Source organism: Streptomyces sp. NRRL S-350, from assembly GCF_000719705.1.
Taxonomy (GTDB): domain Bacteria; phylum Actinomycetota; class Actinomycetes; order Streptomycetales; family Streptomycetaceae; genus Kitasatospora.
Map to the genome: position 1 here is coordinate 143,267 of NZ_JOHO01000008.1, position 17,385 is coordinate 160,651.

Below are 17,385 nucleotides of genomic sequence, written 5' to 3' on the forward strand. Positions count from 1 at the left end.
GTCAGTAGACGCAGGGGATCCCGCCGTCGGACTGGGCGTCGACGCCCGGGCCCTGCATGGGCAGGTTGGCGCTCGGATCGGACGGCGCACCGGACGGGGCGGCGGCCTTGTCGGCGGCGACACCGGTGAAGGAAGTGCCGAGGGTGACGACCACGCGGTCCGCGCCCACGGAGGCGGACTCGGCGGCGGTCACGCCGTAACGGGCGGCGATCTGATCGGCGGCGTCCTTGGCGCCCTTGCCGTACGTGACCGTGGTGGTCTTCGGCTTGGTGCCGGCCGGTCCCGTCCGGCCCTCCTTGAAGCCCATGGCGACCAGGGCCTTGGACTCGGCGGTGGAGGAGACCCCGGTGGCCGACGAGGCGTTGAAGACGTCCACGGTGGCCGGCTTGGCGGCGGTCGGCGGCGGCGTCGAGGACGCGGGCGGGGGCGGCGCCGGGGTGTCGCCCGGCTGGCCCGGTGCGGCGGAGGCTCCCGCGGGGTCGGCCGGTGCGGGGGCGGCGTCGGCGTAGCCGAAGAGCTGCTTGACCACCTTCTGGATCTTCGACGGGGTGACCAGGTTGACGTCCTGGCCGTTGCGCGTACCGAAGCCGTCGAAGGTCAGGGTGTTGAACTCGACGTTGCCGCCGGTCAGGGCCGGTGCCTGCTGCGCGAAGTCGAGGATGTTCCACTGGTTGTCGATGACGAGGTCCTTCTGGATCACGCTCATCAACTCCTGCATCCTGCCGAGGTCGCCGACGATGCCCTTCTGCTTGAGGTTGTGCACGACGGCGGATATGAAGGCCTGCTGGCGGTGGGTGCGGGCGAAGTCGCCGGAGTTGCCGTCGGGGCCGTCGAGGTTGTGGCGCTGGCGGACGAAGGAGAGGGCCTGGGAGGCGTTGAGGGTGTTGATGCCCTTCTTGAAGTCGGCGCCCGAGCCCTGGCCCTCCATGGCCGGGTCCTTGGTGTCGTGGGTGAGGCAGACCTGGATCGGCTCGACCGCCTTGGCGATGTCGTAGAAGCCCATCAGGTTGACCTCGGCGATGTGGTCGATGGGCTGGTCCAGGAACTTCTGCACGGTGCGGATGGTGGCGGCGCGGCCGATGTCGCGGCCGGCCTTCTCCAGGTCCGCGCCCTTGAGGCCCTTGGCGCGCAGGCCCGCGTCGGCCTTGTCCTTGGCGTTGCCGTACGCCTCCTTGATCTTGGCCATGCCCAGCTGGGAGCCGTCGGCGTTGTAGGTCATGACGTAGTCGTCGCGGGGGACGGACACCGCCTGCACCTTGCCGCCGCCCGCCGGTATGTGCAGCAGGATCAGGGAGTTGGTGTTGTAGCCGCCGATGTCGGAGCTGTGGCCGGCGTGCAGCTCGTCCTGGACGAACTGCGGCGGGAGGTCCGTGCCGTCCATGTTCTTGCGGCTGTCCAGGCCGATCAGCAGCAGGTTGACCGAGTTGTCGAGGTGCTTGGGGGCGTCCTTCTTGGTGTCGGCGATGACGTTGGAGGTGGTCATCCCGTCGGTGAGCTGCTTGTACTCGTACCAGACCACGCCGCTGGCGGCGAAGACCGCCAGACCGGCGGTGCAGGCCACCACCCGGCCCGCGATCAGCAGCGGCGGCCGGGTCCGGGCCGGGGTCCGGGCCGTCCTGCGGGCGGCCGCGCGGCCGCCCTCCTGCTGCTCGCCGTTCCCGCCGTTCCGGCTGGCGTTCGCGCTGTTCGCGCCGTTCCGGCCGTTCGTGCCGTTCGCGCTGTTCTCAGCCACGGGTCCTCCTCCGGTCCCGGACCACCCGGACCACGATCACCACGAGGGCCGCCGCCGCGGCCTCAGCCATCACGGGAAAGCCGTGCACCACCCACTTCGCGGCGCCGGTGGCCAGGCCCTTGCCCTGGTAGAGGTCGCGGTTGGCCAGCAGCTCGGCGGCGGCCGTCACGCCCAGGACGATCAGCGGGGAGGCGGCGAGCACCCACCACCAGCCGTTGCGGGTGCTCAGCGCGGCGGCCAGGCCGGTGCCGAGCACGGCGGTCACCGCGAACGCCAGCCCCATGCCGGGGCCGGAGAGTTCACTGATCGCCGCGCCCACCGCCGGCAGCCCGACGGCGGCCACTGCCGGGAGGGCGGGCCCGCCGGAGAAGGGGCGCTTCGGGCGGTCTGCCGGCCGGTTCGTCGGCCTGGCTGTGGGCCTGACTGTGGGCCGGTTCGTCGGCCTGCCCGCTGACGGCCCGTCCGCCGCCCGCCGCCGTTGATCCTGGTCGGACGACCGTCCCCGCTCGGGCGACCGTCCTCGCTGCCCCGCCACGCACTCACCCCCGGTGTTCCCGTGTTCCGGGCGCCACGGCGGCGCCCGCGCCGGTTGCCCGTCCGTAAGTCCGTTCGGGGCGCTGCCAGTTCTGGACGCCGATGGCGGTCGGCTGGTTCCGTGCGCGGTCGGCTGGTCCCGTGCGCGGCCGGCTGCTCCGTGGCCGGAGGCAGGCGCTTCCCCATTGCCTCTACGCGGGTCCAGGGATCCTAGGCAGCATAGATCACGTGCTTTCAGCCGTACCTTCGGGTCCGCCGGGGTGGGCCCGGCGGCGATCCCGTGAAGCCCGGCGACCCGGTGAAGCCCGGCGACCCGGTGAAGCCCGGCGACCCGGTGAAGCCTGGCGACGCCGTGACGCCCGGCGGGCAGGTGCCGGGACGGTCAGGTGCTGGGAGGGGCGGCTGCGGGGCCGACGGGTGAGAGGAGCGCGCCGCGGGGCGGTGTTCGGGCGCGACGGCCGCGTGGCGGCCGGTAAGGGTGTGCCAACGGCGACGCCGGGCGGGGGCGGCGCACTGCCGTCCCCGCCCGGCGTCCGGGTGGGTCACTTCCAGTTGACGCCCTTGCCGAGGGTGTAGGGGTCGCCCCAGTACTCGGCGCCCGCCACCTTCGACGCCTCCGGGGACATCGCCACCGAGCAGGACTCGGCCGACTGACCGTTGGTGAAGCCCTTGGGCAGCGAATCGCCCTTGCACTTGGGGAAGGACCCGATGATCATCAGGTCCTGCGCCTCGGTGCCGTCCGCCAGCAGGCCCTTCATGTGGGTGACGCTGGTGAAGGACAGGTCGGTGCTGCCGGCGTTGGTGATCTTGTAGTGGATGTAGTACGGCACCAGGCCCTTGGCCTTGTCGCCCAGGTTGAGCGAGGTGAGGTCGGCCGGGTCGCCCTTCTCGATCGAGGTGACCGCCAGCGCGATGGTGCCCTTGGTGCTGCCCGAGCTGAACGGGATGGTGACCGCGTCGCCGACCTTGACCGTGGTGCCGGGCGCCGGGGTGGAGCCGGCCGGCGCCGGAGCGGCGGCAGAGCCGGAGGCCGCGCCGCCCGCCGGGGCGGAGGTCGGGGCTGCCGGGGTGATCGCGCCGCCGCTGGGCGACGTCGCGGCGGCGGTGGGCGCGGCCGGCGGGGTCGTCGCGGTGTCGGACGACGACGCGTCGTCGTTGCAGGCGGTCATGGTGAGCGTGCCGACCGCGGCCAGCGCGGCCAGGGCCACGGCGCGACGACTGCTGCGGATGGGCTTCATGTGACGTCCCCCGTTATTGCGGACCGCCAGGCGGCGGCCCTCCTGAGGGACGTTCATAGCGCAGTCCGCACAGCGGGCGCCATGATTTTGGTGCCGTTTTGACCGGGCCGTGACGAGTCTCTCGCGAGTCCGTGACAAGGGATATCGAGTCGTGATCAGCCGCGCGCCGGCCGTCGGGCCACCGGGCGCGGATCACGGCGTCCGCTCCCGGGCCGTCTCAGCCCTCCGGAGTGAGGGACACCAGCGGCACCGTGACCCGGCTCTCCCAGGCCTGCTCCAGGGCCCGGGTGAACGTTTCCGCGGGCTGGGCGCCCGAGACGCCGAGACGCCGGTCCAGGACGAAGAACGGCACGCCCGTCGCCCCCATCGCGCTCGCCGTCGTCTCGTCCTCGCGGACCGCGTCCGCGTACGCCTCCGGGTCGGCCAGCACGGCGGCCGCGGCCTCGCCGTCCAGCCCCGCCTCGACGGCCAGCTCGACCAGCCGGCCCGCCTCGAACGCCGAGCGCTCGTCGGCGAAGTTCGCCCGGTAGAGGGCGTCCAGCAGCTGTGCCTGCCGGCCGTGCTCCTTGGCGAAGTGCAGCAGCCGGTGCATGTCGAAGGAGTTCGCGGCGTCGCGTCCCTCGCTCAGGTACGGCAGGCCCTCGCCGCGCGCGTTCTCGGCGATCCGCGCCTCCGCCGCCTCGGCCTGCTCCAGGCTCATCCCGTACTTGGCGGCGAGCAGCGGCAGGAGGGGGCGGGCCTCGTGCGGTGCGCGCGGGTCCAGCTCGAAGGAGCGGTGGACGACCTCGACCTCCTCGCGGTGCTCGAAGCCCTCCAGAGCCCGATCGAACCGCGCCTTGCCGATGTAGCACCACGGGCAGTTGATGTCACTCCAGATCTCGACGCGCACGGCGCTGCACTCCTTCTCTCGCGTTCTCTCGCGCGCAGGCCTTTTGCGCGCCGACTGCCGAGGTCAACGCGGCCGCCGGCCTGAATATTTCTCGTGCTGAAATATTCAGGTCCGGGGACCTCAGGGCGCGGCGACCCAGCCCGGGAGGGTGGGCATCACCGTCTCGGCGACCCGGGCCAGGGCCGCGTCGTCGGGAGCCTGGCCGTCCTGGCGGAACACCGCGATCTCGACGGCCCGGCCGCCGGGAGCCTTGGGGTCCTGAGCGACGACGAGGTTCCGGGTGCCGGGGCCGGCCTTTCCGCCGGGGGCGAGCACCATCGTGCTGGACGAGTAGGTCGCGGCGGGGTGGCCGAGCAGGGTGGTCGGCTTCGCGAAGAACTGCGGCATGCCGAGCATGTCCTCGACCGACGGGGAGTCGTCCATCAGGGTCACGACCGTCCGCATGAGGCGCACCTCCACCATGACGTCCTTCCCCAGGGCGAGGGGCGCCGGGTGCGCGGTGGAGACGTGATCGTCCGGGGTGCCCAGCAGGGCGGGCAGGTCGGGGCGGTTGAGCGCGGCACACATCGCCGGGTACCCGGGCGGGTCCGTGGGCCGGGGCTCGACGCACTCGACCGGCTTGCCGGCCGGCTTCGGGGCGTCGTCGAGGACGCCCAGCTTCCACAGGCCGGCCAGGAGGGCGACGGTCAGCGCCACCACCGCGGTCAGCTTGATGCCCGTCCGGCCGTTGCCGGTGCCCGCACCCTTCGCGCCCTCGGTGGCGCCCTCGGTGGCGCCGTCGCCGGCGCTGTCGGCCTCGTCCGTCGCGCCCGCCGTACCGCTCGCGCCCGCAGCGCCAGTCGTGTCGGTGTCCATTCCGGGCTCCCCCCGTCAAGAAGCTCGCCCCCAGTCATCCGAGGGCCCATGAGCCGGGCTGATCGTAGCCGCGGCCCGCTGGCGGGCGATGGGCGCGGTCACGCGCGTGACCTGCGCAGACGGGGGAGTCCAGAACCAGGGGTCTCGACCGTGTCGGGATCGTGCAGCAGGTCGATGTGCGGGGTGCGGCCGTCGGGATCCGTACCCGCCGGAGGCCTGAACCGCTCGTACGGGTCGTATCCGATTGAGGAGTTGGCCGGAACCGCGCGCGGGGCCGTCGCCGGGTCGTCGGGCGCACCGGATAGCCTCGTGCGGAGCGAGACGGTGCAACCGGGGGGTCAGGGCATGGGTGGTCACACCGACGACGCGGGCGACGAGCGGCTGGCCGCCGAGGGGGAGGTCGCGGTCGCCCGGCTCGCGATCGACTCCGGCGACCTCCCGCACGCCGCCGAGCACCTCTCCGACGCGATCCTCGCCGACCCCCAGCTGCCCGAACTGCACGAGGCGCTGGCCGAGTTGTGCGCTGCGGCGGGTGGCCCCGCGGCCGCGCGCGAGCTGTTCCGGCTGGACGGCGAGGTGTACCTCGGCACGGTCGCCTGCCGGGCCCACGTCGAGGCCGCCGCGGGGGACTGGGACACCGCCGTCGGCCTGCTCGCCTCCGCCGTCCAGTACGAGCCGGGCCGCCCCTGGGCGCACGCGGCTTGGCTCGCCCGCGAGGACCTGCCCGGCCTGGTCGACCCGGACGCCCTCGCCCAGGCGGTGGCCCGCGCGGCCGGCGCCCTGCCGGACCCGCTCCCCGCCGAACTGGCCGAAGCCGTAAGGCCCTTCGACACCTTCGTGCAAGCCGTGCTGGCCCGCCACGGCGACCACGCGCTCCTGCTGGCGATGGCCTCCGGCCTGACCCGCCGCCTGGGCGCGACCGCCCGCGCCGTCGAACTCGCCGAACTGGCCTACCGGTTGGCCCCCGGCTACCTGCCCGCTGTGATGCTCGGCAACGCCCTGCGCTCGGACGGCCAGCCGGAACGGGCGCTCGCCGTCTGGGAGGCCGAACTGGCGCGGGTCGCACCGGGCCGGGACAACCCCAGCAGCCACCTCGCCGTGGACGTCGCCGAGCTGTACGGCGCCCTCGGCCGCCCCGCCGAAGGCCTGCCCTGGCTGGACCGGGTGCTCGCCGCCGAGCCCGACCACCCCAAGGCGGCCCCGGCCCGGTACGGGCTGCGCCACGCGGTGGACGGCGACCCGGCCCACCTGCTCGGCCTGGCCGACCACCACCGCGCCCACCCCGACCACGAGTACGCCCAGGACCTGCTGGCCCGGCTGAGCCACCGCGAGCCGTGGCTCGGCATGGTCCCCGGCACCTCCGAGGCCACCGTCAACCTGCTGCACCAGGTGCTCGCGGCATCCGACACCAACCGCGACACCGACATCGAGTGCACCGTCTCCACCCTCGAACCGCCCAGCTCGCGGCTGGCACTGCACCTCGCCCTGCCCCGGTGCACCCTCGTCTACCAGTCCGTGGGCGACCCCGACCCCCGGCTGCCGCTGACCGGCACCACGACCCGGATCTGGACCTGGGACGGCACCGACCCGAGGCCCGCCGTCGCCCCGCCCGCGCCGCAGAGCGCCGAACTCGTCCGCGCCATCACCGGGATCGTCTGGCCGAGCATCCCGGCCGTCTACGACGAGGCCGTCCGCCTCGCCGGACTGCCGCTCGCCGACCTGCTCGGCGTCCTGGCCCACCCGCCGCAGCCGCGTGAGGACGAACTCGGCCGCGCCCTGCTCGCCCACCAGCCCGAACTGTGGGTCCGCGCCGTCCAGTCCTTCGCCTGCCTCGGCATCGCCCACCACCGCACCGACCAGCCGTGGGACGGCTCCGAGCGCCGCCGCGTCCTGCGCGACCTGCTGCTCGGGCCCGAGGACTGGGTCGCCGAGGCGGCCGGCCTGGCGCTCGTCGCCATCGGCTGGACCCACCCGGAGACCCGCGCCGACATCGCCGCCCAGCTCCGGACGCTGATGAACCACTGCGTCGACGCCCGGCACACGCGGGTGGTGACGGTCCTGCGCTCGGTGTGCCGCCTGGTGCTCGCCGCGCCCTGGATGCCACCGGCTGACCTCGCCCTCGCCCGGGCGGCCATCCGCGCCGAGGAGGCGGTCGACTCGGCCGACGAGCCCGAACCGGAGCAGGCGTCGGCACCGGCTCCGGCACCCGCCTCGGCACCATCGCCATCGCCATCGCCATCGCCATCGCCGGCACCGGCGTCGGCACCCGTACCGGCCCGTGAGCCGCAGCGCTGGGGCTTCCTCGGACGGCTCCTCGGCCGCGGCTGACGCCCGCGGTGCTCCCGTGCCCCGGCACGCCCAGGCCCCGGCACGGCCCGCTGCCCGGCGCCCCGCTACCCGACGCCCCGCTACCCGACGCCCGGCAACGGGTCCTGGTCGACGTCGAACCGCGCGACCCGCTCCGCCGGGTCGCGGCACTCCGGCCCCAGTCGCAGCATCCGCGACTCTGGGTCGTGCAGCGGCCGGTGGCAGCGGCGGCAGGTCACCCGGGAAGGGAGGGTCCGCGCGGTGTCCGTACCGGGGAGCGGCTCAGGGCTGGTCATGGGGAGACGGTAGTCGCCGGGGCCGGGAAAGACCCCTGTCGATACGTGGACCGGTGCGTGACACGATGGCTCCCATGGCCAGCGACCGCAGCAGCGCAGGAGACCCGGCGCGCACCCTCGCCCTGCTCTGGGGGCTCACCACGGAGGAGAAGCCCGGCCGGCGCGGCCCCAGGCAGGCCCGTTCGACCGGGGAGATCGCCGCCGCGGCCGTCGCCCTCGCCGACGCCGAAGGCGTGGACGCCGTCACCATGCGCCGGGTGGCGCAGGAACTCGGGGTCTCCCCGATGGCGCTCTACACCTACGTGCCCGGCAAGGCCGAACTGCTCGACCTGATGCTGGACACCGTCTACGCCACGATGCCCCGCAGCGCCCCCGCCGGCGAGGACTGGCGGGCCAGGGTCACCGCCGTCGCGGACGACAACCGCGCGCTCCACCGCGCCCACCCGTGGGTCGCCGCCGTCTCCACCAGCCGCCCGCCGCTCGGGCCCGGGCTGATGGCCAAGTACGAGTACGAGCTGCGCGCCTTCGAGGGCACGGGCCTGCCCGACGTCGACCTGGACGCCGCACTGACCCACCTGCTCGGCTTCGTCCAGACCTGCGCCCGGATGGCCGCCGACGAGCGCGCCGCACGCCAGGACAGCGCGATGACCGACGAGCAGTGGTGGGCCGCCAACGCCGAACTGCTCGCCCGGGTCTTCGACCCCGAGCGCTACCCGGTGGCCGCCCGGGTCGGAGCCGCGGCCGGGGAGGCGCACGGCGGTGCGTACGACCCGGACCACGCGTACGCCTTCGGCCTGGCCCGCGTCCTGGACGGGCTCGAAGCCCTCATCCGACGGCGGTAGCAGCCCGCCCGTCGTACTCCTCGCGGGCCGTGATGACGGCCGGCACCCGCTGCTCCGTCCAGTGCGCCAGCGCGGCGACCAGCTCGGCCGCCTCCCGGCCGAGCGGGGTGAGGCTGTAGTCGACCCGGGGCGGGATGACGGGGTGCGCCTCGCGCAGTACGAAGCCGTCCCGCTCCAGTGTCTGCAGGGTCTGGGCGAGCATCTTCTCGCTGACCCCCGAGACCTGCCGCCGCAGCTCGCTGAACCGGTAGCCCCGCTCGTACAGCGCGCCGAGGACGAGGACCCCCCAGCGGCTGGTGACGTGCTCCAGCACGCCGCGGGACGGGCACATCCGGTCGAAGACGTTGGCGGGCGGGAGCCCGCCCGTCTCTGCGCCGACCGGCTGGCGGACCTGCTCGCTCGCGTTCATGATCCGCTCTCCCTCACGGCTGCTCCCCGCATTGATGCTTACCCGCATACCAGTACCGTACTTCGAAGTGCGTACTTTCGAAAGGTTAGTGCCACCCCTAGGGTGAGTTCCGAGGTCAGAACCCCACCGAAGGAGCCATCGCCATGTACGTCGTCACCGGTGCCACCGGCCAGCTCGGCCGTCTCGTCGTCGAGGGCCTGCTGGCCGCGGTCCCCGCGAGCGAGGTGGCGGTCGCCGTCCGCTCCGCCGAGAAGGCCGCCGACCTGGCCGCGCGCGGCGTCGCCGTCCGCGTGGTCGACTACGACCGGCCGGAGACCCTGGAGGGCGCCTTCGCCGCCGGCGACCGGGTGCTGCTGGTCTCGGGCAGTGAGGTGGGCCGCCGGATCCCGCAGCACCGGGCCGTGGTGGAGGCCGCCAAGGCCGCCGGGGTCGCGCTGCTCGCCTACACCAGCGCGCCCGGTGCGGCCACCTTCCGGCTGGCCGACGAGCACAAGGCGACCGAGGAGCTGATCCTGGCCTCCGGCCTGCCGTACGCGCTCCTGCGCAACGGCTGGTACACCGAGAACTACCTGGGCGACGCGGCCGGCACGGTGGCCCGCGGCGTGGTGCTCGGCAGTGCCGGGGAGGGCCGGATCGCCACCGCTCCGCGCCGGGACTACGCCGACGCGGCGGTCGCGGTGCTCCTGGGCAAGGGAGAGGGCAAGGGCGAGGGCAAGGGTGCGGGCGGAAGCCGCGAGAACGCGGTGTACGAGCTGAGCGGCGACGCCGCGTGGAGCCTGCCGGAGCTGGCCGCCGAGTTGGCGGCGGCCTCCGGCGCGCCGGTCGAGCACCGGGACGTCACCCCGGCCGAGCACCTGGCCGCCCTGGTCGGCGCGGGCCTGCCGGAGGGTTTCGCCGAGGTCCTGGTCGACGTGGACGCCGGCATCGCCCGCGGCGAGCTGGCCGGCACCCCGGGCGACCTGGCCCGGCTGATCGGCCGCCCGACCGTCCCGCTGGCCGAGTCGGTCCGCGAGGCGCTGAAGGGCTGAACGCCCAGGTGGGACGCCCGGACGTCCAGCATGCAAGCACTGTCATGACCAAAATCCGGAAACGGAGATGACAGTCTGCCCTCCCGCCCGCTACGGTCGCCTCGACCACACGCGCGCGGGAGGGCACTCGGCCATGCCACACACAGACCAGCAGGACAACGGCCGGGGGCTCTGGTACGGCTTCGCGGCCTACGGCATCTGGGGGCTCTTCCCCCTGTTCTGGCCCCTGCTGGAGCCCGGCGCCGCCGACGACATCCTGGCCAACCGGATGGTCTGGTCCCTGGTCGCCGTGGTGCTGCTGCTGACCGCCCAGCGGCACTGGAGCTGGATACGCACGCTGCTGCGCCAGCCCCGCCGGCTCGCCATGCTGGCCGGCGCCGCCGCCGTCATCTCCGTCAACTGGGGCGTCTACATCTGGGGCGTCAACGCCGGGCACGTCGTCGAGACCAGCCTCGGCTACTTCATCAACCCCCTGGTCACCATCGGCTTCGGCGTCCTGGTGCTCAAGGAGCGGCTGCGGACCGCGCAGTGGACGGCGGTCGGCATCGGCGCCCTCGCCGTCGCGGTGCTCACCGCCGCCTACGGGCGGCTGCCGTGGATCGCGCTGACCCTGGCGCTCTCCTTCGCCACCTACGGCCTGCTGAAGAAGAAGGTCGGGCTGAGCGGTGTGGAGAGCCTGGCGGCGGAGAGCGCCTTCATGTTCCCCTTCGCCCTCGGCTACCTGGTCTACCTGGAGGTCACCGGGCGCGGCACCTTCGGGCACACGGTGGCCGGCTCGTACGGCTGGGGGCACTCCGCGCTGCTGCTGCTCAGCGGGGTGATCACCGCGATCCCGCTGCTGTTCTTCGGCGCGGCGGCCGTACGCGTGCCGCTCACCGTGCTCGGGCTGCTGCAGTACCTGGCGCCGGTGTTCCAGTTCCTGATCGGCGTCGCGGTCTTCCACGAGTCGATGCCGCCCGCCCGCTGGGCCGGCTTCGGCCTGGTCTGGGCCGCGCTCGCGGTGCTCACCTGGGACGCGCTGCGCCAGGTGCGGGCCGACCGCGCGGCGCGGGCCGCGGCGGTGCCGCGGCCCGTACCGGCGCAGGCGCCCGGAGCGGGCGTCACGCGCTGATGTCCCGGCTGGTGAAGCGCGCCCAGGCCGCCGAGCCGAACACGGCGACGTAGGCGGCCTGCAGCCCGAGGTCCTTGAGCACGCCGTCCCAGTACATCGGCTCGCGCAGCAGGTCCGAGAAGCTGAGCCAGTAGTGCGTGAACAGGAACGGCCGGATCGCGTCCAGCTGCGGGAAGGCGTCCAGGATCTGGACGGTGATCACCAGGCCGACGGTGGCGGCCATCGCCGCGATGCCGCTGCCGGTGAGCGTCGAGACGAACAGGCCGATCGCCACCAGCCCGGCCAGCGAGGCCGCGACCACCCCGGCGACCAGCACCGCGCGCAGCAGCGCGTCGGCGAAGCCGATGGTGTCCCCGGAGATCAGGGTGACCTCGCCGAGCGGGAACAGCGCGGCGCCCGCGGCCAGCGCCGCCCCCGCGACCGCCGCCGTGGCGGTCAGGCAGAACATCAGCCCGGCGGTGAACTTGGCGGCCAGCAGCCTCGTCCGCCCGGCCGGGGCGACCAGCAGGTACCGCAGCGTCCCGGTGGCCGCCTCACCCGCCACCGCGTCCCCGGCGACCACGCCGACCGTCATCGGCAGGAAGACGGGCAGCGCGACGGCCAGCGCCGTGAACACCAGGAACAGCCCGTTCTGGGTGGTCTGCGCGATGAAGCTCGGGCCGCCGCCCTCGCGCGGGCCGTCCGTGTTGAGCTTGACGATCACCCCGATCAGGACCGGCAGCACCGCCAGGATCCCCAGCAGCACCTTGGTGCGCAGCCGGCGGAAGGTCAGGTGCAGCTCGCTGCGGAACAGCGCCAGGAACCCGGCCGCCGTCTGCGGCCGTCGGCCGCCGACGTCGACGGTCTCAGCCTGCGACATCGAAGCCCTCCCCGGTCAGCGCCACGAAGGCGTCCTCCAACGTTCCCCGCTCGAGCCCGAAGCCCTGCACCCGCACCCCGGCCTCGACCAGGGCCGCGCACAGCTTGGGCAGCGCCTCGTCGTCCCGGTCCCCCAGCGAGCCGTCCACCCGGCCCTCGCCGGGCACCAGGCCGGTGACGCCGTGGGCGGCCAGCACCTCGGCGGCCCGCGCCGCGTCCGGGGTGCGGACCACCAGCCGGCCCTGGGCCCGGGCGGCCAGTTCGGCGACGGTGCCCTGCACGACCAGCCGGCCCCGGGACATCACCGCCGCATGGCTGCAGACCTGCTCGATCTCGTCCAGCAGGTGCGACGAGAGGAACACCGTGGTGCCCTCCGCCGCGACCTCCCTGACCAGCGCCCGGATCTCCCGCATGCCCTGCGGGTCCAGCCCGTTGGTCGGTTCGTCCAGCACCAGCAGCTCGCGCGGCTGCAGCAGCGCGGAGGCCAGACCCAGGCGCTGCTTCATGCCCAGGGAGTACGCGCGGGCCTTCTTGCCCGCCGCGGCGCTCAGGCCGACCCGCTCCAGCGCCGTGTCGACCCGCTGCCGGCGGGTGCGCGGGTCGGCGGTCGGGTCGGCGGAGTCGAAGCGCACCAGGTTGTCCCGCCCGGAGAGGTAGCCGTACAGCGCCGGGCCCTCGATCAGCGCGCCCACCCGGGGCAGCACGGTGGCGACGGACTGCGGCATGGGCTCGCCGAGGACGGCGGCCGCGCCCGAGGTGGGGGCGATCAGGCCCATCAGCATCCGGATGGTGGTGGTCTTGCCGGAGCCGTTGGGGCCGAGGAAGCCGAAGACGGAGCCGCGCGGCACGGTGAGGTCCAGGCCGTCCACGGCGAGTTGGCCGCCCCGGAAGCGCTTGGTCAGGCCGCGGGTCCTGATCACGTCGTCGGACGGGGCCGCGCGGGAGGCCGTGGACGCCGCGGACGAGCCGGAGACCGCGGAGGCCGAGGACGGGGCCGCGGCGGAGGAGGGGGGAGCAGCGGAAGCCGGGGAAGCGGAAGGAGCGGGAACGGGCACGGGGGCCGGGCGCCGCTCGGCGCCCGCACCCCCGGCCGACTCCGTAACGTCCCCCGTTACGGGAGTCTCGGGCATCCGTCAGTTCACCCCGGCGGCGTGCTGCAGGACCGGCAGGGTGACCGCGCCGGCGAAGACCCGGCCGTCGTCGGTGAGCAGCACGTTGACGACCTTGGTGCCGATCAGGGTGCCGCCGTCGACCGGCTTGCCGAGCGACTTGATCAGCCCCTGCGGGTTCACCGGCCCGTGACCGCCGTGCTTGCCGCCGCTCTTGCCGGCACCGCCGCCGTCGCCCTTCGGCGCCTCGACCGGCCCGCTGGGCAGCTTCGCGGTGAGCACGGCCGTCCAGCCCTCGCCGATCACGTTCACGCCCTCGTGCGCCCCGGTGGCAGGGCCGGTGCCGCCCGCCCGGGCCCCGGCGTCCTTGGCCGCGTCGTCCGCCTTCTTCTCCGTCACCTTGGCGCCCTTGGGCACGGTGAAGTCGAAGGTCTTGGCGGCCGGTGCGGCGAAGGAGACGTCGGTGAAGTGGACGTCCAGCACGGTGCTGCCGTCGGTGGACTTCGCCACCACCGCGAGCGGCACGCCGTTCTCGGCGGCCACCGCGATCCGGACCTCCGCGACGGTCGAGCCCTGCTGGGTCGGCTTCACGCTCAGCTGGTACGCCTTCTGCCCGGCCACGTCGGCCGTCCCGGCGACGGTGACCGAGGTGGTGCCGGCGCTCCCGGCCAGGAACTGCCGGGCGGCGTCCTGCGGGGTGGTCGGCAGCTCGGACAGCGGCGCCTTCGGGTGCCGGTCGCCGGCCCGGCCGGTCAGGTGCACGGCGCTGTTGGTCGAGCTGTCCCAGGCCCAGGACTGGTCGCCGTTGCGGACCACGGTGTAGCCGGCCATGTTCTCCATCACGTCCACCCGCTGGCGGTCCGGGCCGTCCACCGCGACCCGCAGCGTCTGGTCGCCGCCGAGCAGGCCGAGCAGCTTGGCCTGCGGGTCCGCCGAGGAGTCCGCGCCCTGCCCGCCGTGCCCGGCCGCCGCGCCGAGCCCGCCGACCGCACCCAGCAGTTGGCCGGGCACGCCGAGGTCGGTGGTGACGGACACCGTGCCCGACAGGGTCTGGGTCCGGGAGCCGAGCACCTTCGCGACGACCTGCTCCGCCGTCAGCGACGGCAGGTCGGGCGGGGAACCGGCGGCCAGCGCGGGCACCAGCCCGACCCCCGCGGCGATCACCGCGGCCACCGCCACCGGCACGCCGGCGCGCACCAGGACGCGCCGTCGCGAGCGGTACGGCACGCCGCCGTCCAGGTCGTCCCCCGTCGCCGTCTCATTGGTCATGGCGTCCTCAACTCCTCTGCGAACACGTGCGCTTGTTCCTGCCCCTCCATTAGAGGATGCCGGGCCCGCGCCGTCATCGCCCTGCAGGGCCAGATCGGGTTGGCCTTCTTGGGTATGCCGACCCTGAGACGGCCTCAGGGTTGCTCCTCCCGGAGTACCCCCCTGACATAGGGTCGCGCCATGGACGGAACCGCCATGGATGCGAGCACCCCCCCGACCGCGAACGCGATGCGCCGCGCCCTGCGCCGCGCCCGGGACGGCGTCGCCCTCGACGTGACCGAGGCCGCCGTACTGCTGCAAGCCAGAGGCGAGGACCTGCGCGACCTCTGTTCCGGTGCCGCCCGGCTGCGCGACGCCGGCCTCGAAGCGGCCGGCCGGCCCGGCGTCATCACCTACTCCAAGAGCGTCTTCATCCCGCTCACCCGGCTGTGCCGCGACAAGTGCCACTACTGCACCTTCGCGACCGTCCCCGGCAAGCTGCGCCGCGCCGGCCACGGGGCGTTCATGTCCCCGGACGAAGTGCTGGAGGTGGCCCGCCGCGGGGCCGAACTCGGCTGCAAGGAGGCCCTGATCACGCTCGGGGACAAGCCCGAGGACCGCTGGCCCGAGGCCCGCGAGTGGCTGGACGCGCACGGCTACGACGACACCATCGCCTACGTGCGGGCGATGTCGATCCGCATCCTGGAGGAGACCGGCCTCCTGCCGCACCTCAACCCCGGGGTGCTGGGCTGGACGGACTTCCAGCGGCTCAAGCCGGTCTCCGCCTCGATGGGCATGATGCTGGAGACCACCGCCACCCGGCTGTGGAGCGAGCCCGGCGGCCCGCACTTCGGCTCCCCCGACAAGGAGCCGGCCGTGCGCCTGCGGGTGCTGGAGGACGCCGGGCGCAGCTCCGTCCCGTTCACCAGCGGCCTGCTGATCGGCATCGGCGAGACATACGAGGAGCGCGCCGAGTCCCTGTTCGCGCTGCGCAAGGTCTCCCGCGCCTACCACGGCATCCAGGAGCTGATCCTGCAGAACTTCCGTGCCAAGCCGGACACGGCGATGCGCGGCATGCCGGACGCCGAACTGGACGAACTGGTGGCGACCGTGGCGGTGGCCCGGCACCTGCTGGGCCCGACCGCCTGCCTGCAGGCGCCGCCGAACCTGGTGGACGGCGAGTACGAGCGGCTGATCGCCGCCGGCATCGACGACTGGGGCGGGGTCTCCCCGCTCACCCCGGACCACGTCAACCCCGAGCGCCCCTGGCCGCAGATCGAGCGACTGGCCGAGCGCTCGGCGGCGGCCGGCTTCGAACTGCGCGAGCGCCTCGCCGTCTACCCCGAGTACGTGCGCCACGGCGAGCCCTGGCTGGACCCGCGGGTGCTGCCGCACGTCCGCGCCCTGGCCGACCCGCGGACGGGGCTGGCCGACCCGGACGCCGTGGTCCGCGGCCTGCCCTGGCAGGAGCCCGAGGACCTGCCCGAGGCGTACGGGCGGACCGACCTGCACACCGCCATCGACACCGAGGGGCGCACCGGCGACCGCCGGGCCGACTTCGAGGACGTCTACGGCGACTGGGAGGTGCTGCGCGAGCAGGTGCTCGCCGCCGGCGCGCCCGAGCGCCTCGCCGGCGACCTCCGCGAGGCCCTGGCGGTGGCCGCCGACGACCCGACCCGGCTGACCGACGACCAGGCGCTCGCCCTCTTCCACGCGGACGGCCCGGCCCTGGACGCGCTCTGCCGGATCGCCGACGACGTGCGCCGCTCCGCCGTCGGGGACGAGGTCACCTACTGCGTCACCCGGAACATCAACTTCACCAACGTCTGCTACACCGGCTGCCGCTTCTGCGCCTTCGCCCAGCGGCGCACCGACGCGGACGCCTACACCCTGTCGCTGGAGCAGGTGGCCGACCGGGCCGCGCAGGCCTGGGACGTCGGCGCCACCGAGGTCTGCATGCAGGGCGGCATCCACCCGGACCTGCCCGGCACCGCCTACTTCGACATCGCCCGCGCGGTGAAGGAGCGGGTGCCCGGCATCCACGTGCACGCCTTCTCGCCGATGGAGGTGGTCAACGGCGCGTCCCGCACCGGCTTGTCGATCGGCGACTGGCTGCAGCGGGCCAAGGAGTCGGGCCTGGACACCATCCCCGGCACGGCCGCCGAGATCCTGGACGACGAGGTCCGCTGGGTGCTCACCAAGGGCAAGCTGCCGGCCGCGACCTGGGTCGAGGTGGTCACCACCGCGCACGAACTGGGCATCCGCTCCTCGTCCACGATGATGTACGGGCACGTGGACACCCCGCGGCACTGGCTCGGCCACCTGCGGCTGCTCGCGGAGATCCAGCAACGGACGGGCGGCTTCACCGAGTTCGTCACCCTGCCGTTCATCCACACCAACGCCCCGGTCTACCTGGCCGGCATCTCCCGGCCGGGCCCCACCGCCCGGGACAACCGCGCGGTGGTCGCCATGGCCCGGCTGCTGCTGCACCCGCACATCCCCAACATCCAGACCAGCTGGGTCAAGCTGGGCGCCGAGGGCGCGGCCGAGATGCTCCGTTCCGGCGCCAACGACCTGGGCGGCACCCTGATGGAGGAGACCATCTCCCGGATGGCCGGCTCGGCGTACGGGAGCTACAAGTCCGTGCGCGACCTGCAGGCGATCGCCGACCGGGCGGGCCGCCCGCACCGCCAGCGCACCACCACCTACGGCGAGGTGCCGGCCGAGCGCCAGGCCGCGGCCAAGGCCTCGGACGGGCACCTGCCGGAGCTGCTGCCCGTCCTGGAGTGACCACGCGGTGACCGCGGGGGGCCCGGCCGCCGCCGTGCGGGCGGCGGCCGGGGCGTGGGCACCGCAGTTCGAGGGATGCCGTCGATCCGCACGGGTGGCCGAAGTACAGTGCGAGGGCGCGCGACCGGCCGATCGTCGT

Annotated in this window: 15 protein-coding genes; 5 read left to right on the forward strand and 10 right to left on the reverse strand. The window is 74.1% G+C overall.

Annotated elements, in window-relative coordinates:
- Nucleotide 1: 1 nt before the first annotated feature.
- The 5 genes from IF30_RS0110720 to IF30_RS43405 form a co-directional block, all read right to left on the reverse strand.
- The gene (locus tag IF30_RS0110720) at nt 2-1,732 is read right to left on the reverse strand and encodes an LCP family protein (RefSeq protein ID WP_051709763.1); all 1,731 of its coding nucleotides are present in this window, start codon (nt 1,730-1,732) and stop codon (nt 2-4) included.
- The gene (locus IF30_RS41270) at nt 1,725-2,075 is read right to left on the reverse strand and encodes a DUF6542 domain-containing protein (protein WP_051709766.1); all 351 of its coding nucleotides are present in this window, start codon (nt 2,073-2,075) and stop codon (nt 1,725-1,727) included. Before IF30_RS41270 ends, IF30_RS0110720 begins: the two co-directional genes overlap by 8 nt.
- A gap of 733 nt (nt 2,076-2,808) precedes the next feature.
- Nucleotides 2,809-3,504 (reverse strand): hypothetical protein, encoded by a 696-nt coding sequence (locus IF30_RS0110730; RefSeq protein WP_030235426.1) that lies wholly within the window; start codon nt 3,502-3,504, stop codon nt 2,809-2,811.
- Nucleotides 3,505-3,721: 217 nt separating this feature from the next.
- Nucleotides 3,722-4,393 carry a DsbA family oxidoreductase gene (locus IF30_RS0110735; RefSeq protein ID WP_030235429.1) on the reverse strand — a complete coding sequence of 224 codons (672 nt, stop codon included), beginning with the start codon at nt 4,391-4,393 and terminating at the stop codon, nt 3,722-3,724.
- A 120-nt stretch (nt 4,394-4,513) separates the two neighbouring features.
- Nucleotides 4,514-5,248: a DUF6215 domain-containing protein gene (locus IF30_RS43405; protein WP_051709772.1), complete on the reverse strand. Its 735-nt coding sequence runs from the start codon at nt 5,246-5,248 to the stop codon at nt 4,514-4,516.
- Nucleotides 5,249-5,593: 345 nt separating this feature from the next.
- Between IF30_RS43405 and IF30_RS48605 the strand changes: the two genes are divergently transcribed.
- Nucleotides 5,594-7,576, forward strand: coding sequence for a hypothetical protein (locus IF30_RS48605; protein ID WP_051709774.1), 1,983 nt, complete (start codon nt 5,594-5,596; stop codon nt 7,574-7,576).
- A gap of 80 nt (nt 7,577-7,656) precedes the next feature.
- Here IF30_RS48605 and IF30_RS46520 read toward each other — a convergent pair whose 3' ends face one another.
- Nucleotides 7,657-7,851 (reverse strand): DUF6011 domain-containing protein, encoded by a 195-nt coding sequence (locus tag IF30_RS46520; protein ID WP_037899578.1) that lies wholly within the window; start codon nt 7,849-7,851, stop codon nt 7,657-7,659.
- 74 nt (nt 7,852-7,925) lie between these two features.
- On the opposite strand from IF30_RS46520, the gene IF30_RS0110755 reads away from it, so the two are divergent.
- Complete coding sequence (locus IF30_RS0110755) at nt 7,926-8,693, forward strand: TetR/AcrR family transcriptional regulator (RefSeq protein ID WP_030235438.1); 768 nt, start codon at nt 7,926-7,928, stop codon at nt 8,691-8,693.
- Here the strand turns inward: IF30_RS0110755 and IF30_RS0110760 are convergent.
- Nucleotides 8,677-9,102 carry a winged helix-turn-helix transcriptional regulator gene (locus tag IF30_RS0110760; RefSeq protein ID WP_037899580.1) on the reverse strand — a complete coding sequence of 142 codons (426 nt, stop codon included), beginning with the start codon at nt 9,100-9,102 and terminating at the stop codon, nt 8,677-8,679. The genes IF30_RS0110755 and IF30_RS0110760 overlap by 17 nt on opposite strands.
- A gap of 143 nt (nt 9,103-9,245) precedes the next feature.
- Here IF30_RS0110760 and IF30_RS0110765 point away from each other — a divergent pair, with 143 nt between their 5' ends.
- Nucleotides 9,246-10,130, forward strand: a complete 885-nt coding sequence (locus IF30_RS0110765; protein ID WP_030235444.1) for an SDR family oxidoreductase — start codon at nt 9,246-9,248, stop codon at nt 10,128-10,130.
- 133 nt (nt 10,131-10,263) lie between these two features.
- The gene (gene rarD / locus IF30_RS0110770; RefSeq protein WP_037899582.1) at nt 10,264-11,241 is read left to right on the forward strand and encodes an EamA family transporter RarD; all 978 of its coding nucleotides are present in this window, start codon (nt 10,264-10,266) and stop codon (nt 11,239-11,241) included.
- On the opposite strand, the gene IF30_RS0110775 is transcribed toward rarD, so the two are convergent.
- From IF30_RS0110775 to IF30_RS0110785, 3 genes are read right to left on the reverse strand one after another with little or no spacing between them, the layout of a single operon-like run.
- Nucleotides 11,231-12,100 carry an ABC transporter permease gene (locus IF30_RS0110775; RefSeq protein WP_030235448.1) on the reverse strand — a complete coding sequence of 290 codons (870 nt, stop codon included), beginning with the start codon at nt 12,098-12,100 and terminating at the stop codon, nt 11,231-11,233. The two genes, rarD and IF30_RS0110775, sit on opposite strands and share 11 nt — an antisense overlap.
- Nucleotides 12,087-13,229: an ABC transporter ATP-binding protein gene (locus IF30_RS0110780; RefSeq protein WP_078891295.1), complete on the reverse strand. Its 1,143-nt coding sequence runs from the start codon at nt 13,227-13,229 to the stop codon at nt 12,087-12,089. The genes IF30_RS0110775 and IF30_RS0110780 overlap by 14 nt, the downstream gene beginning before the upstream one ends.
- Before the next feature lie 3 nt (nt 13,230-13,232).
- On the reverse strand, nt 13,233-14,477 hold the full coding sequence (locus IF30_RS0110785; protein WP_051709777.1) for a LolA family protein: 1,245 nt from the start codon (nt 14,475-14,477) through the stop codon (nt 13,233-13,235).
- A gap of 180 nt (nt 14,478-14,657) precedes the next feature.
- Between IF30_RS0110785 and IF30_RS0110790 the strand changes: the two genes are divergently transcribed.
- The gene (locus IF30_RS0110790; RefSeq protein WP_030235454.1) at nt 14,658-17,246 is read left to right on the forward strand and encodes a bifunctional FO biosynthesis protein CofGH; all 2,589 of its coding nucleotides are present in this window, start codon (nt 14,658-14,660) and stop codon (nt 17,244-17,246) included.
- The last annotated feature ends 139 nt before the right edge of the window (nt 17,247-17,385 follow it).